General features: G+C 41.8%; 27 protein-coding genes and 2 tRNA genes. 12 read left to right on the forward strand and 17 right to left on the reverse strand.

Annotated elements, in window-relative coordinates:
- Positions 1-48: 48 nt before the first annotated feature.
- The 3 genes from HM003_06480 to eif1A all read right to left on the reverse strand — a co-directional run bounded on the left by HM003_06480 (position 49) and on the right by eif1A (position 1,359).
- On the reverse strand, positions 49-357 hold the full coding sequence (locus HM003_06480; GenBank protein ID MBX5328977.1) for a hypothetical protein: 309 nt from the start codon (positions 355-357) through the stop codon (positions 49-51).
- 344 nt (positions 358-701) lie between these two features.
- On the reverse strand, positions 702-893 hold the full coding sequence (locus HM003_06485; GenBank protein MBX5328978.1) for a hypothetical protein: 192 nt from the start codon (positions 891-893) through the stop codon (positions 702-704).
- 157 nt (positions 894-1,050) lie between these two features.
- Positions 1,051-1,359 carry a translation initiation factor eIF-1A gene (gene eif1A / locus HM003_06490; protein MBX5328979.1) on the reverse strand — a complete coding sequence of 103 codons (309 nt, stop codon included), beginning with the start codon at positions 1,357-1,359 and terminating at the stop codon, positions 1,051-1,053.
- A gap of 625 nt (positions 1,360-1,984) precedes the next feature.
- On the opposite strand from eif1A, the gene HM003_06495 reads away from it, so the two are divergent.
- Positions 1,985-2,215, forward strand: coding sequence for a TRAM domain-containing protein (locus HM003_06495; protein ID MBX5328980.1), 231 nt, complete (start codon positions 1,985-1,987; stop codon positions 2,213-2,215).
- A 54-nt stretch (positions 2,216-2,269) separates the two neighbouring features.
- Here the strand turns inward: HM003_06495 and HM003_06500 are convergent, their stop codons facing one another.
- From HM003_06500 to HM003_06510, 3 genes are all read right to left on the reverse strand, one after another.
- Positions 2,270-2,674, reverse strand: coding sequence for a YkgJ family cysteine cluster protein (locus tag HM003_06500; protein ID MBX5328981.1), 405 nt, complete (start codon positions 2,672-2,674; stop codon positions 2,270-2,272).
- A 512-nt stretch (positions 2,675-3,186) separates the two neighbouring features.
- Positions 3,187-3,375, reverse strand: a complete 189-nt coding sequence (locus HM003_06505) for a hypothetical protein (GenBank protein ID MBX5328982.1) — start codon at positions 3,373-3,375, stop codon at positions 3,187-3,189.
- A gap of 341 nt (positions 3,376-3,716) precedes the next feature.
- Positions 3,717-3,792, reverse strand: a tRNA-Pro gene (locus HM003_06510).
- A gap of 86 nt (positions 3,793-3,878) precedes the next feature.
- On the opposite strand from HM003_06510, the gene HM003_06515 reads away from it, so the two are divergent.
- Positions 3,879-4,103, forward strand: a complete 225-nt coding sequence (locus tag HM003_06515) for a hypothetical protein (GenBank protein ID MBX5328983.1) — start codon at positions 3,879-3,881, stop codon at positions 4,101-4,103.
- Here HM003_06515 and HM003_06520 read toward each other — a convergent pair.
- Positions 4,100-4,420 carry a hypothetical protein gene (locus HM003_06520; protein ID MBX5328984.1) on the reverse strand — a complete coding sequence of 107 codons (321 nt, stop codon included), beginning with the start codon at positions 4,418-4,420 and terminating at the stop codon, positions 4,100-4,102. The genes HM003_06515 and HM003_06520 overlap by 4 nt on opposite strands.
- Before the next feature lie 93 nt (positions 4,421-4,513).
- Here HM003_06520 and HM003_06525 point away from each other — a divergent pair, with 93 nt between their 5' ends.
- Genes HM003_06525 through HM003_06535 form a run of 3 tightly spaced genes read left to right on the forward strand, consistent with a single transcriptional unit; the run spans position 4,514 to position 6,878 of the window.
- Positions 4,514-4,993, forward strand: coding sequence for an AIR carboxylase family protein (locus HM003_06525; protein MBX5328985.1), 480 nt, complete (start codon positions 4,514-4,516; stop codon positions 4,991-4,993).
- A 13-nt stretch (positions 4,994-5,006) separates the two neighbouring features.
- Positions 5,007-6,068 (forward strand): phosphoribosylaminoimidazolesuccinocarboxamide synthase, encoded by a 1,062-nt coding sequence (gene purC, locus HM003_06530; GenBank protein ID MBX5328986.1) that lies wholly within the window; start codon positions 5,007-5,009, stop codon positions 6,066-6,068.
- A gap of 15 nt (positions 6,069-6,083) precedes the next feature.
- On the forward strand, positions 6,084-6,878 hold the full coding sequence (locus tag HM003_06535) for a DUF4111 domain-containing protein (GenBank protein MBX5328987.1): 795 nt from the start codon (positions 6,084-6,086) through the stop codon (positions 6,876-6,878).
- A gap of 188 nt (positions 6,879-7,066) precedes the next feature.
- Here the strand turns inward: HM003_06535 and HM003_06540 are convergent, their stop codons facing one another.
- Positions 7,067-8,500, reverse strand: a complete 1,434-nt coding sequence (locus HM003_06540) for a DUF1297 domain-containing protein (protein ID MBX5328988.1) — start codon at positions 8,498-8,500, stop codon at positions 7,067-7,069.
- Positions 8,501-8,692: 192 nt separating this feature from the next.
- On the opposite strand from HM003_06540, the gene HM003_06545 reads away from it, so the two are divergent.
- A complete protein-coding gene (locus HM003_06545; GenBank protein MBX5328989.1) occupies positions 8,693-8,878 on the forward strand; it encodes a hypothetical protein in 186 nt (61 codons plus the stop codon).
- Here the strand turns inward: HM003_06545 and HM003_06550 are convergent.
- Entirely contained in the window at positions 8,855-9,616 is a 762-nt protein-coding gene (locus HM003_06550; protein MBX5328990.1) for a serine/threonine protein kinase, read from the reverse strand. The genes HM003_06545 and HM003_06550 overlap by 24 nt on opposite strands.
- 90 nt (positions 9,617-9,706) lie before the next feature.
- On the opposite strand from HM003_06550, the gene HM003_06555 reads away from it, so the two are divergent.
- Together HM003_06555 and HM003_06560 are read left to right on the forward strand one after the other, a co-directional pair.
- The gene (locus HM003_06555) at positions 9,707-11,917 is read left to right on the forward strand and encodes an elongation factor EF-2 (protein MBX5328991.1); all 2,211 of its coding nucleotides are present in this window, start codon (positions 9,707-9,709) and stop codon (positions 11,915-11,917) included.
- An 11-nt stretch (positions 11,918-11,928) separates the two neighbouring features.
- Entirely contained in the window at positions 11,929-12,801 is an 873-nt protein-coding gene (locus tag HM003_06560) for a hypothetical protein (protein ID MBX5328992.1), read from the forward strand.
- On the opposite strand, the gene HM003_06565 is transcribed toward HM003_06560, so the two are convergent.
- Together HM003_06565 and HM003_06570 are read right to left on the reverse strand one after the other, a co-directional pair.
- Positions 12,798-13,157 (reverse strand): hypothetical protein, encoded by a 360-nt coding sequence (locus HM003_06565; protein MBX5328993.1) that lies wholly within the window; start codon positions 13,155-13,157, stop codon positions 12,798-12,800. The two genes, HM003_06560 and HM003_06565, sit on opposite strands and share 4 nt — an antisense overlap.
- A 58-nt stretch (positions 13,158-13,215) precedes the next feature.
- Entirely contained in the window at positions 13,216-13,497 is a 282-nt protein-coding gene (locus tag HM003_06570) for a thioredoxin family protein (GenBank protein ID MBX5328994.1), read from the reverse strand.
- Between the two features lie 124 nt (positions 13,498-13,621).
- Between HM003_06570 and HM003_06575 the strand changes: the two genes are divergently transcribed.
- Positions 13,622-13,713, forward strand: a tRNA-Ile gene (locus tag HM003_06575).
- A 9-nt stretch (positions 13,714-13,722) separates the two neighbouring features.
- Here HM003_06575 and HM003_06580 read toward each other — a convergent pair.
- From HM003_06580 to HM003_06595, 4 genes are all read right to left on the reverse strand, one after another.
- The gene (locus HM003_06580) at positions 13,723-14,202 is read right to left on the reverse strand and encodes a flavodoxin family protein (protein ID MBX5328995.1); all 480 of its coding nucleotides are present in this window, start codon (positions 14,200-14,202) and stop codon (positions 13,723-13,725) included.
- A 334-nt stretch (positions 14,203-14,536) separates the two neighbouring features.
- On the reverse strand, positions 14,537-15,100 hold the full coding sequence (locus HM003_06585) for a cysteine hydrolase (protein ID MBX5328996.1): 564 nt from the start codon (positions 15,098-15,100) through the stop codon (positions 14,537-14,539).
- Between the two features lie 52 nt (positions 15,101-15,152).
- The gene (locus HM003_06590) at positions 15,153-16,226 is read right to left on the reverse strand and encodes an aminopeptidase P family protein (GenBank protein ID MBX5328997.1); all 1,074 of its coding nucleotides are present in this window, start codon (positions 16,224-16,226) and stop codon (positions 15,153-15,155) included.
- Between the two features lie 58 nt (positions 16,227-16,284).
- Positions 16,285-16,575 carry a MoaD/ThiS family protein gene (locus HM003_06595; GenBank protein ID MBX5328998.1) on the reverse strand — a complete coding sequence of 97 codons (291 nt, stop codon included), beginning with the start codon at positions 16,573-16,575 and terminating at the stop codon, positions 16,285-16,287.
- A gap of 121 nt (positions 16,576-16,696) precedes the next feature.
- Between HM003_06595 and HM003_06600 the strand changes: the two genes are divergently transcribed.
- From HM003_06600 to HM003_06610, 3 genes are all read left to right on the forward strand, one after another.
- Positions 16,697-17,137, forward strand: coding sequence for a YkgJ family cysteine cluster protein (locus HM003_06600; protein ID MBX5328999.1), 441 nt, complete (start codon positions 16,697-16,699; stop codon positions 17,135-17,137).
- Positions 17,138-17,162: 25 nt separating this feature from the next.
- The gene (locus tag HM003_06605; GenBank protein MBX5329000.1) at positions 17,163-17,783 is read left to right on the forward strand and encodes a flavodoxin family protein; all 621 of its coding nucleotides are present in this window, start codon (positions 17,163-17,165) and stop codon (positions 17,781-17,783) included.
- A gap of 217 nt (positions 17,784-18,000) precedes the next feature.
- Positions 18,001-19,680, forward strand: coding sequence for a methylmalonyl-CoA mutase family protein (locus tag HM003_06610; GenBank protein ID MBX5329001.1), 1,680 nt, complete (start codon positions 18,001-18,003; stop codon positions 19,678-19,680).
- On the opposite strand, the gene HM003_06615 is transcribed toward HM003_06610, so the two are convergent.
- Together HM003_06615 and HM003_06620 are read right to left on the reverse strand one after the other, a co-directional pair.
- Entirely contained in the window at positions 19,677-20,231 is a 555-nt protein-coding gene (locus HM003_06615; protein MBX5329002.1) for a biotin/lipoyl-binding protein, read from the reverse strand. The two genes, HM003_06610 and HM003_06615, sit on opposite strands and share 4 nt — an antisense overlap.
- Before the next feature lie 2 nt (positions 20,232-20,233).
- Entirely contained in the window at positions 20,234-21,778 is a 1,545-nt protein-coding gene (locus HM003_06620; protein ID MBX5329003.1) for an oxaloacetate decarboxylase subunit alpha, read from the reverse strand.
- Positions 21,779-21,788 lie beyond the last annotated feature (10 nt).

A 21,788-nucleotide genomic window follows, 5' to 3' on the forward strand; every position in this document is an offset into this window, starting at 1 on the left:
GAGCAAGTTCTACTGATTCTGCACTTCTATTGGTTAGGTCCATCGCCTTTACACTGCTGAGCGTTCCTTTTTTCCAACGTTTAACTGCGTTTCGCCTCTGAATATGGACATTCTCGCATTCTGCAATTGAATAGTGTCTCCTATTGCTACTGCATTTATTTGTTCATTCCATAAGCATAGTTTAACTGTTCCAGTTTCATCGGCTATCAAAGCGTTGGTTACTTTAGCGTAGTTTCCAAACTGTGCAAGGACAAGTTTCTGTCTTGGAATTTCCAAAACTCTAGCTTTAAGATTAACCTCTATCATTCCCGCACGTAAATCTCTGATTAGAAAAGAATATGACTCCTTATTCTTCACTAATATATCTTTGAATAACGTCTGTTTTCATAAAATCTTTAATCCCATTGTTTTGTTCCATGAGAAACTCTGGGGGTATTGGAAACTGCGCAACAGCTCTAGAGTCCTTCATAATCAAAAAAATGGCTTTGTCTTGTGTTTTACCGCGACGCTCAATTGAAAGGCTTCCACATTTGGATTTTCGGTTTTCTTCTGCTGAGACTGATGCATAAAAAATTTGTCTGGGTCAACTTCATATTTTACTGAAAGAAAAGCAAGATATTGACCTTGTGATGCTCTGTTTCTCAAGGCTTTTACACACTTCTCTTGTCTTACTTCCATTACAAAGATCATTCTTGAAAAGCCTAGAGATCGTTTAGAAGGGTTAAGAGCTGATCTTTTTTATGAAAGTTTTTGTTCTTTTCTGCTTCTATTATAGCATGTTGCAACCAATTTTTCAGTTCAGAATCATAATCTACTTTGTGTGGATGTTTTTTTCCTGCTCTATTGATCCACTCTTGAGCAGGCGTGTTTACTTGCTTGTCTGTTAATTCCATAGTTTTCACCTCATATTTCTTTAAGTAGAATAATTAAGAAAAATGACAAAATTCGTCATAGACCCTTTTGTCAATATTCTTTTCTGTGAGAATTCTACTCACTATACAATGCACTTCGTTACATATTAAGCTATGTGCAGATACATCACCAAGTAGCCTATCCCATTGTAAGGTAGCCATGGCTTCTCAACCATTCAGTTTGATTCTTCCTGTATCGCCAGAAAATGTCGCCTCTTTTGTCTGATTGGAAATCCCAAGGAGAAACCAAGACAATGTCTCCGTCTCTTATCCACACTCGTCTCTTCAACTTTCCTCGAATTCTACACAGCCGCTCTTTACCGTCTTGACATTTCACCAAGATTCTGTCAAAGCCCAGCATTTTAACAGCCATGCCTAGTACGTCATTTGCGCTTGGTAACATCATGTTTTCTAGGTCTTCTTCGTTGATGACTTTCCTTTTACCCAATTTTCCACCTCCAAATCGTAAGAACGCAATTACATGCACTGGTCAGAACAATCAGAGAAAAAGTGAAACGGCATATGTAAACTCTTTCTCTAGAGAATCCTAACTGCTGGAAATAAGTACACTGCCAAGTATATTAATCTAGCTCAAGCAGATTGGTGAAACATCATTGTTTCAGACTGAACATAGAAACTGAAGAGAACTAAGAGGCTAATCAGAGGCAACTATTGCGATCTTTGCGTGTTGCTAATTGATTATTTCTTGCCTTTAGTATGCTTTGTAGGAAGCGCAATGTTCTTTCTCTGTTTCCTTTTTAGTTCCTTAGCTCTTTGCAATTGCTTATGCTTTTCCAGACCTGCAACCTTATCTTTCTTGCTTTTGGGCATGTTTTAACCACCGAAAGGCATTATGGCATTGGTGATATCCTTTAAAAACATTGCTATCCTTTCTTTGAGACCAGAAAGAATTGGGAGGATATAAAAGGAGATTATCTCTCTTTCACAAAGGTTAATAAGAAAGGCGGCATATCTTAGGTTAGGCGGTTAGTCTTTTCCGAAGAAGGTATAACGGCTACAGACGTTCTTACTTTTGAGGACAAGTATAGCTGGAAATTAACTGAGGTGATAAAATGTCGTACGGATTAGGAAGAAACGGACCAGGATACAACTTAAAGAAACCTGTCGAAGTTGACAAGCAATACGAGGCTGAAATTCAGGATATGAGCAGAAAAGGCGACGGAATCGCAAAGATTGAAGGCTTCATAATATTTGTACCAAACGCTAAACAAGGAGAACATGTGACGTTCAAAATAACCAGCGTTGGAAACAGGTTCGCTATCGGAGAACTAGCGCAAGCTTGATCTGAAACATCAGGAACGTGAAGCTGAAGAAGGCTTCAGAGAACTAAACGTTCGCTAACAAACTTTGCCTTTTCTAGTTGTATTTCCGTGGGAAGTTGCTTCGCTGTCTATTCTTTGAATAAGCTCCATTACCTTTTTACCTTTCCTTTTAAGTTCTGATTCCGAGATGGTGTTTTTCATCGGGCAAAGGTTATCCACCACTATTCCTTCTAGTTCGCTGTAGATTACTGGATAGATTCGACATCCTAAAGGTCTATGTCTATATATCTTGCAACGACATTTTTCAACATCGTAGAAGACGCAAAACCCACGGCGATTTTTTAGTCTGACAAAACCATTCTTGGCATGTCGCATGAACTTCTGTCTGTCATAGCCTGCTCTTTCCAAACGTTTAACATCTACACTGGAAAGCAGCATTTCAGTCTTTTCACGGCATAATCCGCAATGGGAACAATACATGAGTAATTCTACGCTAACATCTTTTTATTAGTTTTTATTAATTTCTCCCTCGTTTAAACGCTAGTTACTGTGAGAAATGCTTAGGCAAAGTCTAGGCGTGAAACTTATAATAGATGTCTCAGTCAAAAGGGCTGGTGTGTTGATTACAACACCCTCCCAGATGAAGAAATCTCCTGCAACAGCTCTCCTCTTTTTCTATTGTTGAAATTCTCGTTGGTTGAAGTAAAGTTTTGTCTCTCAGTAACACTTTTTACCCAGAAACCCTTTAGTCCTAAATGGGTTTCCTGGTTCAGTCCAAAAATTGCAGCTGGTGCCTGTCAGTCTGCTACAGGATTGAATCGTTGGAAACCCTCTATTTTCCTTTTGAGACGCTTTAGGGGCTTCAGGCTTGCAAGTGACTTTTTCAGCAGCAAGTTTTCTTGCAAAATAAAAATCAAGGCGCTTTTGAGAATGTTAGAGACATTGTCAGTTGCTACAATTTGAAATACGCCTTCTATTAGCGTGCACGCTGGCTACCTTTTTTGTTTTTTAAGGTAGGCAACAGTGAACATTCTGCCGTCGGGCAGGCTAATGTCTTGGACGCTGACAAGTTCCCATCCTTCATTGCCTAGAGCATTCAAGTCATTTTGAATATTATCTATAATTGGCTTGCTGTCGGCTTGGAAATGATCTGAATGAATCCGCGTTTTTATCGGGACCACCTTATACTCCCACTTAGCCAAGTCAAACAACACCTCAAATATAGATAATATTAAACCTCAAATTAGAAAACTTTAGCGTTTCTACAGCTCTTAAAGCCAAAGAAATAGCTCTGGCACCTGTGAATATCCCTTTATTGAAACTGCTTGGCCAGCGCATGCCGTCAAGTTGGTTCATAACGACAAATAGTCTTCTTGGCATTTTTAGTCTTGCTATCACTTGTCTACACGATATTCAGCAGTTGCGGTTGCTTGGACAGAACTATTGAACTTTTCGTGACCTACTGCGCCAGAATGGTCAACATGAGCTTATTTTCGAAAAATGAAGCAGAAACGGGTCAATGTGGGGTCGCTGGGATTTGAACCCAGGACCGCCAGCGCCCCAGGCTGGTATCCTAGTCCAAACTAGACGACGACCCCGTCGGGCTTGTGAATGGTAAAATTGTTAAGGGGTTATTAAAGCTTAAAAGTTTGTTAATCTATCTTTTGAGTCGTGGTTTGGAACGATGCCGCGTGAAGATGGGTTTATGGGTGGTTTTTTGGTTTTGAGTTTTGTTGTTTTTATTGCTGGGTTTTTGGTTGGGATGTTGGCTATTATGGTTATGCCTGTAAGTGTGGATATGACGATGCTGGGGCTGCTTTTTTTGGCTCTTGGGTTTGTTGTTGGGATTTTGGCGGTTGGTTTGGTATGGCTGATGTTTAAACGTAGAAAATCAGCAGCAAAGTCTTAGTTTGATTGTTTTTTGTTTTCTTTAGTTTCTTCTTTGATGGGTTTTGTGGAAATTTCGCGGATTAACGGTTCTTTTCTGCCGCCTTCTATCTCGATTTCAGCATTTGGATATTTCTGTTGAAGTTGCCTTCGGAGCGCATCTGCGTCCGCGTCTTTTCCGATTTTAGCGCGGACTTTTGTTCCTTCTGGCGTTTGTGTAACGCTTATGGAGTATCCGCTTTCTGGAAATTCGTTGAAGAAGCTTTCTGTTTCTTCGAAGATTGAGTCTCCGAAGAGGTCGTCTATTATGCTTCTTCTGCGTTTCATGCGGGAAGACATTAGGTAATGCCCTCCAAAATGAAAAACTAAAGTTCGGGTTTAAAAATTTTAATTAGTAGTTCTTGTAGCAGTGTAGTTGTTTAGGTGGTGTGAATGAAGGGTAAGGTTGTTGTGTTGATGGGTTCGGAGCGTGATGTTGAGTTTTGTCGCGAAATAGCCAAGACTTTGAAGATGTTAAGCGTTGATTATGAGTTTCGGGTGGCGTCTGCACATAAAACGCCTTTGAAGGTTTTGGAGATTTTGAAGGAGTATGAGAAGGAACGGGTTGTTTACATTACGGTTGCTGGACGCTCCAATGCGCTTAGTGCTTTTGTTGATGCGAACACTGCTAAGCCCGTCATTGCTTGTCCGCCTTACAGTGACAAATTTGCGGGTGCAGACATTTATTCTTCGCTTAGGGTTCCAAGTGGTGTGGGTTCGGTTGTGACTGTTGAGCCTGAAGGCGCTGCGATTGCGGCTGCGAAGATTTTTGCTTTGGAAGATAAGGAGTTAGCAAAGCGCGTTAGCGAGTATCAGTCTGCGAAGAAGAGTGAGATTGAGAAGGCGGATAAGTCTGTCAAGAAATTAAAGTAGCGTGCCAAAGCCTATGGGTAGCGTTAAGGATTTAGAAGTTGTTAAGAAACCAACGAAAGACGTTATGGGTGTTGGGCGTTTTCATTTTTCTGACCGTTACTCAGTTTTTGATTGGGGCGAAATGCCAGACCTTATAGACGGTAAAGGCGCCGCCTTGTGTATGATGGGCGCGTATTGTTTTGAGAAGCTTGAAGAGAAGGGCATTAGAACGCATTATCGTGGGTTAGTGGATAAGAGCGGTAAGGTTGTGCGTTTTGACGAGTTGGAAGAGCCTTCCAGCATTATGGAGATTAATTTAGTGAACGTTTACAAGCCTAGGGCTTATGTTGAAAATGGCAAACTCAAATATGACTACAGCCTTTACACATCGGCTTTGCGTAACTTTTTGATTCCGCTTGAAATAATCTACCGTAACGGCTTGCCAGAAGGCTCATCAGTTTTTAAACGTCTAGAGAAGGGCTTGGTTACGTTTGAAGAGTTGGGGTTAGACCATTATCCAAAGGCGGGCGAGAGGCTTGCGAAGCCTATTTTTGATGTGAGCACGAAGTTGGAGGAGGGCGACCGTTATGTGAGTTGGAGTGAGGCGCTGCGTATTGCGGGTTTGACGGATAGGGAATTGGTTGAAGTTAAGGATTTGTTGTTGCGTGTGGATGAGACGATTACAGAAATAGCCGCTCCTGCGGGTTTGGTGAATGAGGACGGGAAGATTGAGTTGGCTTTTGACCCGCAGCGGAGGCTTATGGTTGTTGATGTTGTCGGCACATTGGACGAGTGTAGATTCACATATAACGGGTTGCATGTGAGCAAGGAGATAGCGAGAATATATTATAGAGGGACGGAATGGGCGAGGGAAGTTGAAGAAGCAAAGAAAAGGGCTGTTGCTGAAGGCGTAAAAGACTGGAAACGATTAGTTAAGAGTAAACCGCCAAGGCTGGATTCAACATTGAAAAATATAATAAAGCAAATGTATATGGCGGCAGCAAACGAAGTTACAAAAAAGAAAATTTTTGATGTTCCAAAACTCGCTGAAATAGTCAAAGAGTATGAAAAACGTCAACCACCAAAGGGTGATTAAGAGGACATAATTAACGTGACCACGGAATACGAGTTTCCTAAAAAGACTCCTAAGTTTGTTAGAGACTTTCTGGAAGAGGCGTTTACTAGTGTTCATTCTGTCCTTCGAGACAACTTGGTCGGCATTTACTTGTATGGTTCCCTTGCCATGGGATGTTTTAATCCAAAATCAAGCGACATAGACATAATTCTCGTTGTGAAGAAAGGGTTGTCAAAGGAGCAGAGGAACAAGGTAGTTGAGTATTTGAAAGGAATAAGCTCAAAGGACAGACGTATAGAATTGAGCATAATTCGCGAGAGTGTTGTTCGAAATCCACGGTACCCGATAATGGTGGATTTGCACTTTGAATATTGGGGAGAAGTCTTCGAAAATGAAAGGGACAACGAAATCCTATCCAACTTATACACTACGAGAAAGAGAGGATTTTGCGTCTGGGGCAAACCAATAGACAATGTCTTCTCAAAAATCCCCGCTGAATATCACCTCAGGTCGGTGATAGAGGATTTGGAGCACACGAGAAAATACTTGCATGAGAATCCCGAAAATGTTGGATACGACCCGGCAGTCTATTGGATACTTGGTTCATGCAGAATTCTAGCTTTCATAAGAGAAGAGAAAGTGCTTTCCAAACTGGAAGGAGGACAATGGGGGTTAGCTAATTTACCTAAAGAATACCATGACTTGATTGAACAAGCACTCGCCCATTACCAAGGAAAAAAGAAAAAGCAGATTCGGAACCATGAAAAATTGGAAGCCTTTGCTGATTACATGACTACAGTTATTCTTAGAGAGTCGGCTCTCGATAAGTGAATCACCCGAATTGTGCTCGTAGTATTGTTTGGCGTTTGGGCTAATTGATTTTCGTAATGAAACTATTCTTCGGTTTCCTTAGCATGAAATAATCTAAAATTCAACCTATTTATAAGGGGGGTCTAGCGTCTTCCGAGCAGATAGCTCTAAAACTATGCAAAAAAATGATGGATATGTTATGGCATTGTTTATGTTACTAGTTCATGCAGCTGCTTCGTCTTCAACGCTCTTCTAATCTCCATCGCTATCCTATCGCCTGTGCTCATCCGCTTCTTATACTTCGCGTTCGCATACTGTGAGCCCAAACCCATGTGAACATTTGTTCCACCACCATGCCTTAACGCTACGTCCTGCGTCACTGGAATATGCATGTATGGGTCTGCTTCGCCATGAATATCATACAAGCCATAATCCGTAGCTTTCTTCGCTTCCGCGCCAACAGTCACATCCAACTTCACACTCGGCTTAAGCTCATACTTGCTAACACGGTCCCAAGTAATCAATGTCTGCAGACACCAAGCACCAATAATCCCCGGGTATGCATGTTCCCTACAAGCAAGCAAAAAGCGGTCAGCGTATCTGTGCAAATCCTTCAGCAAAGATTCCCTAAGACTAAGAATCGCATGCGCAGTAACCTCAAACGAAGGAACACGCTTAATCTTCTCCTGAACATCACTAGGCAAACGCTTTAAACCATCAAGAATCGTTTCACGCCGCTCATCAATAGACAAAAACTGATTAGCCAAGCAAATCCGCGCTTCCTCAACACTCACATTGTAAAGCTTAGAGAACCACTCTTCAGTGTCGCCCCACTCACCCTTAGCATCCAAAGGCGAAAAGAAAAAGTTAAAATTCGCATGCGGACCAAGCACAATCTGCTCCACACGACCATTCTCTAAGGCTTCCCTATTCAAGTTTCCAGCAGCAACCTCCCTAGCAACTTTCTCTTCCAAATCACGCGAATCCGCAGCAAAAATAAACTCACGCTCAAAAGCCCTATGCGCATGTTCAGCCTTCAAAATCATTGGCTCATCAATAGGCTCCTTAAAACGTATTCCGCCTTCGTAAACCTCGTATTTGTAAGATTTCGGATAAGGAATTCCCGCTTGCTCCGCAAACCAATAGTAATCCTTCTCAATTTCGCCTCTGTTCTCAATCTTCAACAATTGCCTAGAACCAAGAATCGGCACTGCATAATCATTCTCAATAACGCTACAGTATTCGTCGCCGCCAACGTAAACCGCAAAAGCCCTATTAGTAATCTGCAAACACTCCAAATCCACAAGCACATCAGTATACTTCACAATGTCCGAATACTTATCCAAAACCACAATAGCACTTCGCCAATCGCCAGTTTTCCTAATATCCTTAGGGTCATTAACAACACGAATGTCACGCTTCACGAGAACCGGCAAATCCTCAACCGGCTCATCAGGCTTGCCAACCATAGGATTCTGCAGATAAATCCTTGCTCTGCCAGGAGTCGTGTAAATAATGCTCCTTATGCCATAGTTGCGTTGTCCTTGCCAAGCATCCAAAGCCGAATGCGAACCCAGATTTAATCCAATAGGCTCCTGATACCGTTTGACTATTTCCTGCATCTCTTCTCTACTAATCGCCATAGTTATTACACCATTTTTTGGTTAGGAATCTAAAAATTCAATGCTTTAAACCTTTTTTACACTAAACCATCAAAACAGTGGAAAACTAACTCACACATAGAGTTTTCCTCCAGAACACTCTTCTATCCTTTTTTTACATACCCAATTATAAAGGACAAAAAGAAATTTTCTAATTGAAAGGGGAGAAAGGAGATGGCAGAAGCTTGCGGTTGGATATTCGTAGACCATATTCCACTGCTTTATGATAAAAGAAGAGTAGCAAGACAGTACCAAGTGGAAATGTGGCTTGACCTTACACAGTTAGTCAAAGAGTTAGGCATTGAAAAACTAAACGAAAACAACCATAACTCACGTTCAAAAACGGACTATGTTGTGTAGAAGACCACACGCACTCAAAATTCTTTCAAAATTCTCGCGTGTCCTATTACGCTTGTAACATCTTAAAACGTCAACAACAGCCTCCTTATCCTTCACGTCAAGCTTCTTAACTACTAAACCAGCAACTTCACCACTAACAAAAAGAAACTGACAAACCGCAGTCACATTCGACGGTCTACGATTCACGCTGGCAGTTTCAAAATCAACAATAAACGGTTTGCCACTCTCCTCAACAATCACATGTTTCGGCGCATGGCTTAACTCTCCATGATCCAAACCAGCCACATCCAAACGCCAACACTGCTCCAAAACATCACGCAAAACACATTTCACACTTGTTTTGCTCTTGCATTTTTTCAGCCATTCAGGAAGCAATTTGCCATCAACAAACTGCATAACAAGAAAATTGGCGCTAACACCCAAAAGCTTCGGTCCGACATCCACAGAATTCGCTTTCTCAAGCATTTCCGCTTCGCGTAGCATTCCCTCACGGTCAGCATCCACTCTCCGAATCTTCAAAGCCACTTTCTCCCCATTCACATAAGCCACTGTAACAATACCCACGCAACCCTTACCCAGAACAGACACGCCGAACACTTCTTTATCCCCACAAAACTCCACAGCAATCACGCCTAATCTACGCAACTCCACCAAACGCTTCCTAACCTCCGCCTTGCATGCTCGCGGATAACACAATATGGACGCGTAAGGCTCTTTGCCAAGTTTTTCAATAGTCACTCTCAACCTTAACCCTCAAACAGCCCCACTCTACATCTACCGAAATAAACATAAAAGCATCGCAAAGTTAATAGAAAAAAGGAGCAAAAAATGCCAAGATTCAAGCAAACCGCCGAAATACTCAAATTAATGAATAAAAAAGAAAGCATACGCAACATCGGCATAATCGCCCACATAGACCACGGAAAAACAACCCTAACAGACTCGCTACTGGCAGGAGCTGGACTATTACCGCCAAGCGTAGCAGGCGAAGCCAAAGTTCTCGATTACTTGGAAGAAGAACAAAAACGCGGAATCACAATAAAAACCGCCAACATATCACTCCTACACGAAACAAAAGAAAACGCATACATCATCAACCTAATCGACACACCCGGACACGTGGACTTCACAGGCAAAGTAACACGAGCCCTACGCGCAATAGACAGCGCAATCGTCGTCGTGGACGCAGTGGAAGAAATTATGGCTCAAACAGAAACAGTCACACGCCAAGCACTCGAAGAAAGAGTCAAACCAGTTCTTTTTATAAACAAAGTCGACAGACTAATCAAAGAATTAAAACTTACTCCAGAAAAAATCCAAGAAAAATTCGCCCGCATAATCAGCAACTTCAACAACCTAATAGAAATTTACGCAGAACCAGAATTCAAGAAAAAGTGGAAAGTTGACCCAGCAAAAGAAACAGTTGCTTTTGGTTCTGCTCTCCATAAATGGGGATTCACCCTAAACGTAGCCAAACAAAAAGGAGTAAAATTCACAGACATAGTAAACGCATACGCTAACGATGACTATCAAACACTTTCACGGTTACTTCCACTTCACCACACACTGCTCCACATGATAGTCGAAAAAACGCCAAACCCAACAGACGCCCAAAAATACAGACTGCCAAAAATCTGGAAAGGCGAAATAGACTCGGAAATAGGACAAGCAATGCTGAAATGCGACGACAAAGGACCCACAGTAATGTGTATAATAAACGCTCAAATAGACCCAAAAACCGGGCTTGTCGCAACTGGGAGAATCTTCTCAGGCTCGGTTAAAGAAGGAGACCACGTTTACCTTGTCGGCGCAAAAAAAGACTACCACATTCAGCAAGTGTTCATGTATATGGGTGCCTTCAAAGAAACTGTTGACCAAATCACTGTAGGCAATATAGCTGCTTTATCAAATCTTGAACGGGCAAGAGCCGGCGAAACGCTCGTCGATATCGCATACAAGGATGTCATGGTTCCTTTTGAACGCGTAAAATACATTTCAGAACCCGTCATAAGCATAGCCATAGAACCAAAAAACCCTAAAGAACTGCCACGCTTGGTGGAAGCAATTAACCGCCTTGTCATAGAAGACCCAAACCTCGCTACCACCATAGACAAGGAAACAGGACAGTGCCTCCTCAGCGGAATGGGAGAACTCCATTTAGAAATCGCATTGAAGTTCTTAGAACAATACAGCGAGAAAATGAAGCTAACAACTTCAAGCCCAATAGTAACCTATAGAGAAAGCATTTTGAAACCAAGCAAAACCGTTATGGCAAAAACTTCTAACATGCGCAATAAACTATTCGTGCGAGTAGCGCCTCTCGAAACCGAACTTGCGAAATTGATGGAAAAGGACGAGCTCACAGAAGGAATGGAACAGAAGCGAATAGACGATGTTGCCCGAAGGGCATTAACGCAGGTTACTGAAGAAAACGCTAAAATTTTGGCCTTAAACAAACACGGAAACATACTCATAGATTTAACCGAAAACATTCAGAGCACGCCAGAAATAAAAGAAAACGTCATCATGGGATTTCATTGGGCATGCGACACTGGACCATTATGCGCAGAACCGCTAAGAAATGTAAAAGTCACCCTTGTAAAAGCCCAAATTCACGAGAACCCAACACAACGTGAACCTACACAGATAATGCGAGCAACGAGCAGAGCAATTTTAGGCGCAGTTCTAACAGCCAAACCAGTGCTTCTCGAACCAATCTATAAGATTGAAGTGTCTGTTCCAGTCGAATGGTTCGGCACTTGCACAAGCATCATAACACGAAAACGAGGAAAAATATTAGCTTCCGAAAACAAAGGTATTTTGGCGATTATTACAGGTTACATTCCAGTAGCCGAAACTTTCGGCTTATCGGCAGAAATGCGCGCAGCAACTTCTGGACGCGCCTTCTGGCAGTGCACTTTCTCTCATTGGGAACAAGTCCCAGAGGACATGGCAACGCAAACAATAAGGCAAATTCGGGAAAGAAGAGGATTACCGCTTGAAATTCCTAAACCAGAAAAATTCGTAGAGAAGGAATAAGTGAGAATCAAATGAAAATACTGCTAAGTCACTCATGCCCATTCAACCTTGACGTCACACTTTGTTGTGGTCAAGTTTTCAGATGGGATAAGATAGGCGAGTGGTGGTTTGGCGTTATCGGAGAAAAAATCTTTAAAATACGTCAGATTAATGAGGAACTGGAATTTGAGAATGCTAGTGAAGATTTTGTAAGAGAATATTTTGGGCTAAATGACAATTTGCCAAAAATCCTTTCACAAATAAGCAAAGATAAATATGTCGAGACTGCAGCAGAGAAGTTTAAAGGTTTACGAATTCTCCGTCAAGACCCGTGGGAATGTTTGATTTCATACATTTGCGCAACATACAAGAACATCCCAGCCATAAAGAAAATGCTTCTTAACCTTTCAAGAAAATTCGGAAAAAAAGTAGTTTTTGAGGGACTTAATTTTTACACTTTTCCAACTCCAGCGACTCTTGTAAAGGCAAACAAGCAAGAATTGCATAAATGTGGTTTAGGTTATAGAGCAGAGTATGTTTTGGAAACTGCAAAAATGGTACATGAGGGCAATTTCTGTCTTGAGGATTTAACGAAGACAAGTTACATGAAGGCACGTAGCGAATTGCTTAAGCTTCCAGGAGTCGGTTTGAAAGTTGCAGATTGCGTTTCGCTTTTTTCTCTCGAAAAATTGGAAGCTTTTCCAGTCGACGTGTGGATAAAACGCATAATCTTAAAGTATTACGCGGACCATTTTGGAAGTGAATTTATCAAGAGACTCTCATCTCAAAAATCGTTTGGAAAAGCGGAATATGAGAAATTGAGCTTGTTTGGACGAAGGTATTTTGGCGAATATGCTGGTTATGCTCAGGAATACTTGTATCATTACGAAAGGTCGCAGCGCTAGATGAAGTTGTTCTTTTTCAGTGTTTCGGCTGCTTGATTTCCGCTTGTTGTTGTAAGCGATATTGCCTCAGAAACAAGCTTCACCGAGTTAGCATAATTGTGCTGTTTCGTTTGTTCAATAGCATCTTCAAGCTTTACACTCACGTCTCGAAAACCTTGAACACCCGAAGCGTTTGCGGCAATGTTAACTTCTTGAATGAGAGCGTTAAAATAAGCAACCAAAAGCTTCTCCGCACCAGCAATCTCTTCATCTTTAAAACTTTCTAAAATACTCAAAAGACTAGAAGTAATGATTAGGTTTGATTTGATTTTTTCTGCGTAATGAAAAATAATTATGGCATTTTTAATTTCTGACAAAGCTTTTCTCTCAAAATGTGATATGCCTATCATCAAGGATAAGCTTTACGTGCTAAATCTACTCTTTGGACGCACGCGCCTTCCATTTCTCCAATCTTCTACTAACTTCCTCCTCAAGCTTTTCCTTGGAAATGAACCGCCCACGCACAATGACTTCTTCATCAATAGCAATACTCGGAGTACTCATAATAGCATAAGCCAACCCTTCCTTTGCACCTTCTTCAGTCGCCATATTAACCTCTTTAAAAGCTATCCCAAACTTCTGCGCCACTTCAAAAGCAAACGTTTTAGCTAACGGGCAAGTTGGACAAGTAGGCAACGTGAAAACCTTCAATTCCATAAGGTTTCTCTCCAAAATCTAATCTTAACAGCAAACAACCCTTTTAAATCTTTCACGAACGCCTATAAGCAGAAAACGTTTAAATTAACTCTGAAATAGCATATAAAATGCGAACGAACAGCACGGGCCCGTAGCTCAGCTAGGTTAGAGCGACAGGCTCATAAACGCATGCGCTGAGAGACCTGTTGGTCAGGCGTTCAAATCGCCTCGGGCCCATTATGCAAATTATGTGGTCAGTTTTGTGGCGAGATTGGCTACACGCTTTCCCAACTCTTTACAAGACTCCAGCCCTTTTTCATGTGGAGAGCCAACAACAGCAGCTCCATAGTGTTTATCGTTTGCACGACCCTGAACAATCATGCCGTGCACAAGCATAGCTTGCAATATGGATAGTATGGTGGTTTCTGCGCCTGTTGCTGTTCCACCTGAGCTTGTGAAGGCTGCGCCTACTTTTCCCTCAAGTTTTCCATGAACTTTAACAGACTCATCAAACAGAGCCTTGAGCTTGGCAGACATTAACCCATAATACGTTGGCGACCCCATAACTATTCCATCAGCACCAAGCAAATCTTCAACTGTTGTTTGGTCAACTTTCTTCACGTCCACAGTCACACCTTTAATTTCTTTTGCGCCTTCAGCAACAGCAAACGCCATCTTCTCTGTGTTGCCACTCTTAGAATCGTAAACAACCAAAATCTTCGCCATTTCAAACACACTCTTAACCATCAATTGGCATAACCATTTACTTTAAACCTTTCCGGTGCATCTGCATGTCTTAAAATGGGTACTAGAAGATTGTTCCACAAGCTATAAGTGTCTAAAAATGTATTAAATTGGTCGTGAGGAGAACGGTAGGCAACTTATAAGGGGAGAAAGGAGAGGGGATAAAATTATTTTTCTACCATTCTCCTCACACAATCTTCAATATGCATGCATAGGTTGCTTTTAAATTTTTCTTTGCATCTCGAATTTAACCTAGAAAAATAGCCTTTTTCCCGTTTTTAAGCCCAGCGTTTGCTTGATTTTCTTCGGAGAAAAATTAGGATTTGCCAAATTCCTTTATGATTTGGTCTACGGTCATTATTTTTGCGTTGTAAACGTATTCTAGATATTTCAGTCCTTGTTCGTGGTCTTCCTGCGTGAAGGCTTCTACTCCGTCTTTGGCTATTATTATTTTGTATCCTCTGAAGAAAGCGTCCGCAGCCGTGTGTCTAACGCATATGTTTGTGTGTAATCCACCTAAAATGACTGTTTTAGCACCTTCTCCGTTGTATAGACTTCTCAGTAACGGTTCTAAGCCAGTTTCGTAGAAGCCGCTGTAAGTGCGCTTCTCAACAACGTAATCTTTCGCTGTAGGCTTAAGTTCAAGGATTACTTCTGCTCCTTTTGTGCCTTTTATGGCGTGTTTCCCCCATTTTTCAACAACTTCAACATCTTGTGGATAGTGCGCATCGTTGCTGTAGATGACGGGAACGCCGTGTTTGCGTGCAGCCTCAATCAGTTTTTTTAGGTTTGGAATTATGGGTTTGGCTCTTTCGCATTTTAAATCTCCAGTTACAAAATCGTTAAGCATGTCAATTATTATGACTGCCATGTTTTTCATGGTTGATGTCTCCTCAAGTAGTAATTAATGACATATGGCATATTTAAATTGTTTACTTTGCAACCTCTAAGCTGTACAAGCCATCAGTGAATTTTTCACCTTTACGCTTCTGCACCAAAACAGTGTCCTCGATGCGGAAACCGCCAAAACCAGCAAGGTAAATGCCAGGTTCATTCGTAACAACATTGCCAACCACAAGTTTATCCTTGCTTTCTGGACTCAATACTGGCGGTTCATGAACTTCCAAGCCTACACCATGACCTAAACCGTGAACGAAATATTCTCCGTAGCCGGCATCTGTTATCACTTTTCTGGCTGCTGCGTCGACTTCTTTTGCTTTTGCTTTGGGTTTTATGGCTTGATAGGCTTTCTCTTGAGCCAGCCTCACAATTTCGTAGATTTTCCTTTGCTTTTCTGACGGTTTTCCCGCCGCAAAGGTTCTCGTCATATCTGAGCGATAGAAGCGATATATGGCACCTATGTCAACAACAACCAAGTCGCCTTTTCTGATTTCTCTATCAGTGCAGCCACCATGAGGAAAAGCAGAGCGAACGCCCGAAGCCACAATGGTGTCGAAGGCTGTGCCCCAGCAACCACACTTTCGCATTGCATACTCGATTTCTGCGGCTACCTCATACTCCTTCACTCCGGGTCTTATCGTTTCATGCGCAACTTTCATTCCTTGAGTCGTGAGTTCTCCGGCTTTTCGCATCAGCTCAAGCTCTTTTTCGTCTTTCACTTTGCGAAGTTCCCAAACTAGCTTGCCTTGAATTTTCAGTTTTGCTTTGCCTCTCATAGCTTTTGCAAAAAGGCGATAACTATCATAACTAAGTGTGTCTACTGCGAGTTTTTTGATTTTGCACTCCTTCATTTGTATGCCTAGTTTTTCGGGCAATTTTTCGCCGCGTTTTACAAGTTCGACTTTGAAGTCTTTTCCCTCAGCTTTTGCTTGCTCGTAGTTAACGCCGTAAACGTAAATTGTATTTTCGCCCTTTTTCGGAATTAATAAGCAAGCGGCACCTGGAAAGCCTGTGAGATATACGAGGTTGGTTTCGTTTGTGACTAAAAATCCGTCGAAACCTTTCTTTTCAAAGGCTATTTGCTTTAAAGTGTTTATTCTTTTCAAGATTTTTCACCCGTGAAAGAAACTCTTATTGTTGCTTTTAACCTAAAACGTTTTTGTTTCAGCCGCCACTCACGATTGGCAATAGAATAACGTGGTCTCCATGTTTGAGTTTGGTTTTTACGCCGTCTAACTGGTTCAGCAGATAACCGTTCACGGTGATGATGTAATTTGCCTTCACGTCAGCGCCTTTGGGTTCGTAGACAGCCTTTCGGAAGGGTTCTCCATACTTCTCAGAAAGCAGTTCTAACAAGTCGGCGATTGAGGCGTCTTTTTGAATTTCAACCTCTTCTTCTCGCATACTGCGAATTATGTTTTTTATGTGACCGAGATATTCGACTTTTATTTTCAACGATGAACTTCCTTAGGAGTCTATAATATTTATGATTTAGAGTTGTTATATATTCATTTCAGTCAAGCCTAAAGTTTTATTTACTTTTGAGTGATGGCAAGTTATTTGAGAGTATAGCATATTGAGCTTTGAATATCCCAAACATGTTCGTTTTGTTTGTGAACGCTGCTCTATTTGCTGTGGTGACACCAAAGTAAGAGTTAGGCAAATTCTTCTTTTGAAAATTGAAGCTGAACGCATATCGCGGAACACTTCGAAGAACATTGAGGTTTTTGCTGAAAAAATTAAGGGTTCAGAACCTTATGCATATCGTATGAAAAAGAACACAGAAGGGAAATGTGTATTCTTAAAGGATAATCTATGTATGATTTATGAAGCGAGACCGCTAATTTGCAGGTTCTATCCTTTCCAACTTGAAAATAAGGGAGACAACAAATTCGCATTCACATACACAAGCGAATGCCCAGGCATTGGAAAAGGACCGAGACTAAAGAGAAACTTTTTTGAAAAGCTGTTCAAAGAATCTGCAAAAATCATGACAGAAGATGCCGAAAACGTTTAAATGAACAGTTGATTTATCTAAGTCCATGAAATCAAAATTAAAAATTTTGGCGATTATTGGCTCTCATAGGAAAAACGGAAATTCCTATGCGCTTGCAAAAGCCGTTCTCGAACCAACGGGGGCCGATTATGAAATAATCCAGTTGGCTAATAAGAAAATAGAGTTCTGCAATCTATGCGAAAAATGCGTAAGCAACAATTGTATTTTGGAAGACGATGTAAACAGTATCATAAAGAAAATTAAAAGTGCAGATGGAATAGTTTTTGTTATTCCGAAATATCTTTTCGTGGCTTCTAAGTTCTTATGCTTCTTAGAAAGATTAGACACTATTCAGCACATGCGGACTCATGAAGGATATCAACACACAGCTAAAAATCCGGATTATCGGCTTTTTTCTGAGGAAAAACCCTTCTGCATTTTTATTACGTCGGGCACGGGAAAGGTTGAAAAAGGAACGCTGAAGATTGTCGCAGATTACATTGAGTATTTGGGATTGAAATTAGTGCGTAGTGATAAGCCACCTTGCCTTGGAGCCGCCGTCAAAGCCGGTGACGCCAAGGGTGAGGTTCTCAGAAACAAGAAAGGCGTTAAAGAATGCAAGAATATGGTTGAGAAACTCATCTGTTCGATTAGAGATAGTGAATAAAAGGGAAGTTGTGGATAGAACTGTAAATCCAAAGGTTTATCCCGTAAGCACTGCGAAGCATTATAATATATATATAGGGTCAGTGATGCTAATTTTTGGCTTATAAAAATAGTTGAATAGAATAACTGGATGTTTGTTTTAGTCGTAGGACAAGAGTAATTCTGCTAATAATTCTTTTATGTTTCAGTCAACAGTCTAGTTTCAAGGTGTACTGAAAATGTTTGATAGGCACAAGTTGGAGGAAATCCGCAAGCTAAAGGAGAAGTGGGAGAAGGAAACAGTTGCTAAGAGTTTTGAGAAACTCCCTGAAAAAGGAGAATTCACAACCACCTCCGACATTCCAGTTAATCGAGTTTACACCCCTGTTGACATTGCAGAACATGATTATCTGCGAGATTTAGGGTTTCCAGGCGAGTATCCATTTACTCGCGGTGTTTATCCAACCATGTATCGCGCTAGATTGTGGACCATGCGCCAATATGCAGGTTTTGGCACGGCAGAACAAACGAACAAACGTTTCAAATATTTGCTGGAACAAGGACAAAAGGGCTTGAGTGTCGCTTTTGATTTTCCAACGCAAGTTGGCTATGATTGTGACCATCCTATGGCGCGTGGTGAAGTAGGTAAGGCTGGCGTGAGTGTTAGCACTTTGCGGGATATGGAAACTGTCTTTGATGGAATTCCTTTGGATAAAATTACGACTTCTATGACGATAAATGCGCCTACAAACGTTTTGCTTGCAATGTATATTGCTGTTGCGCAGAAGCAGGGCGTTGAACAATCCAAACTTGGCGGAACTGTCCAAAACGACGTTTTAAAGGAATACGTTGCTAGAGGCATGTACATTTTTCCGCCGAAGCCTTCAATGCGCATGGTTACGGATATTTTTGAATACTGCTCTCAGCACATGCCACAATGGAACACGATAAGCATAAGCGGCTACCACATTCGCGAAGCAGGCGCTACTGCGGTTCAAGAAATTGCCTTTACGTTTGCAAATGCAATCGCCTATGTACAAGCGGCAATTAATCGTGGTTTAGACCTTGACAAGTTCGCTGGCAGATTATCCTTCTTCTTTGCTGCGCACAACAACTTTTTTGAGGAAATAGCCAAGTTCCGTGCAGCACGTAAACTTTGGGCAAAAATTATGCGTGAACGTTTTGGTGCAAAAAATCCGTCTTCGTGGATGTTGCGTTTTCACACGCAAACTTCAGGCGTTTTGCTTACTGCTCAGCAACCATACAACAACATTGTTAGAACGACGCTTCACGCTTTAGCTTCTGTTTTGGGTGGAACACAGTCATTACACACGAATTCGTTTGATGAAGCTTACGCGTTGCCCAGTGATCAAGCTGTGCTGGTTGCGCTTAGGACGCAGCAGATTATTGCGTATGAAAGTGGTGTAGTGGATACTGTTGACCCTTTGGCTGGTTCGTATTACATTGAGTATTTGACGAATGAAATTGAGGAGAAAGCCCAAAAGTATATTGAACAAATTGACGGTATGGGTGGAGCTGTAGCTGCTATTGAAAAGGGCTTCATGCAACGCGAGATCACGGAAAGTGCTTATCTCTATCAGAAGGAGGTTGAGAGCAAGAAACGAATAGTTGTGGGTGTGAATGAGTTCATAACGGAAGAAGAGATTCCGATAAAAATTATGCAGATAGACCCGAAAATTGAAAAAACCTTGATTGGTAGGCTGCAACGGATAAAAAGAGAAAGGAATAACGCTAAAGTGAGTGAAGTTTTAAGCAAATTGCGCAAAGCCGCAGAAAACGAAAAAGTGAATCTCATGCCTTTCGTTCTTGGCGCAGTAAAAGAATATGCAACGTTAGGTGAGATTTGCGGGGTTCTACGTGAAATTTTTGGCGAATACAAACCTTCAACAATTTTCTAGCCGATAACGAAAAGGATTTCGCCTTCACTTACTGAAGACCCCTCAGAAACGTTAGCTTCTTGGATTACTCCATTTTTTGGCGCGGTTATCTCGTTTTCCATTTTCATGGCTTCGATGATGCAGAGCACTTGACCAGTCTTTACTTGGTCGCCTTTCTTAACTTTGACTGCGATTACTTTGCCTGTCATTGGCGCAGCTACGGCGCCTTCGATGGTTTGTCTTTGTGTTGTTGTTCGTTTTGTGGGTTGAAGTAGAACTGACTGATAGGCAGTCAGCATTGGTTTAGTTGTTGGCGTTTTTATTTCCGCTTTAAATGTTGCTTCTTCAACTTTCACTTGGAAAGGTTTTTCTCGGTCGATTTTTGGCAGTTCTATTTTGTATGTTTTGTCGTTTATTTTTATGCAGAACTGCTTTTCCAACGCGGATGTATCGGTTTGCAATTCCACATTTAATGGTTTTTCATCAATTTTTACCATAAAGGATTTTTCGCTTGTTTTTGTGACTTCGATTTTTCTGGGTTTGCCGTCTATGCAAATTTCGTATGTTGGCATCGTTATGCACCATATTCTATTAGGTTTTGTCTGCCAGTCAAAACCCAATTTGATGTGACAGCCTTAGCTCTGACTGGAATCAAGGCTTTTGTCCCACGTGAGCTTGCTAGGCATGTTGCGACTGCAACAGAAACAGCTGCAATTTTTTCCAGTTCCTCAAGTTTTTCGGGGGGAATTCCAGTTTTGGCTTCTTCGCGTTTGGCTTTTCTTTTCTTGAAGAATTCTAGGGCTTGCTGTGGAAAAAGGGCGTATGTTATTTTGTCTTCTTCGCTTTCAATGTAGGGTTTCACGTCTTCTGGGATTTTGTTTAAGGCGGGTTCGAGAAGGTCTGCTGGGCGAGTTGTTATGGGTTCTTCGTCGCCTATTATTTTCTTTTTCACTTTTGGGTCGATTGGGGCTGGCGGTTTTCCATACAAGCCTTTCACGTAGTCTTTAATTTCTTTTGGCACTATGCTGTAGCGTTTGCCAGAAATTACGTTGAGAACTGCTTGGATGCCGACAAGCTGGCTTGTAGGCGTGACGAGCGGTGGATAACCAAGTTCTTTTCTTACTTTTGGGACTTCTTCGAGAACTTCTTTGAGGCGGTGTTCGGCTTTCTGTTCTTTTAATTGTTCGAGGAGGTTGCTGAACATTCCGCCGGGGATCTGGTGAACTATTATTGATGCGTCTACGCGTTCGGATTTTGGGTCTATTAGTTTTAGTGGGTCGTAGTATTTTTCGCGGAGTTCTCTGAAGTATTCTGCGATTTCGCTTAAGAGTTCGAGGTTTAGTTCTGTGTCGTAGGGTGTTCCTTTCAGTGCAGCTACAACTGATTCGGCTGGAGGTTGTGATGTGCCCCATGCTAACGGTGAAAAGGCAGTGTCAAGAATGTCTACGTCTGCTTCGCAAGCACGCAGATAGGTCATCATTACCATACCGCTTGTGCTGTGTGAATGCAAGTGTACTGGTAAGCCTACTTCTTTTTTTAGGGCGGTTATGAGTTCGTAGGCTGGTTGTGGCGCGAGCATGCCTGCCATGTCTTTTATGCAGATGCTGTCGCAGTTTAGTTGTGCTAGTTTTTTGGCGAAGTCTACGTAGTATTTTATTGTGTGGACTGGGCTGATGGTGTAGCAGATTGTGCCTTGGGCGTGTTTGCCGCATTTTTTGACGGTTTTGATGGCGACTTCCATGTTGCGAATGTCGTTTAAGGCGTCGAAGACGCGGAATATGTCTATGCCATTTTCTGCGGCTTTCTCTATAAATTTTACGAGTACGTCGTCTGGATAGTTGCGGTAGCCGACAATGTTTTGTCCGCGCAGAAGCATTTGGAAAGGCGTCTTTTTTATGTGGCGTTTTAGTTGGCGGATGCGTTCCCATGGGTCTTCTGCGAGAAAACGTATTGCGACATCGAAGGTTGCGCCTCCCCACATTTCAAGTGAGAAGAAGCCTACTTGGTCGATTTTTTCTGCTATTGGTAGCATTGTTTCTGTGCGCATTCTTGTTGCCATTAGGGATTGGTGTGCGTCGCGGAATGTTGTGTCGGTGAGCTTTACTGGTTTGTGTGGCAAAGGTATTAGC

This window comes from Candidatus Bathyarchaeota archaeon A05DMB-5 (assembly GCA_019685655.1).
In the GTDB taxonomy this organism is placed as follows: domain Archaea; phylum Thermoproteota; class Bathyarchaeia; order Bathyarchaeales; family Bathycorpusculaceae; genus DSLH01.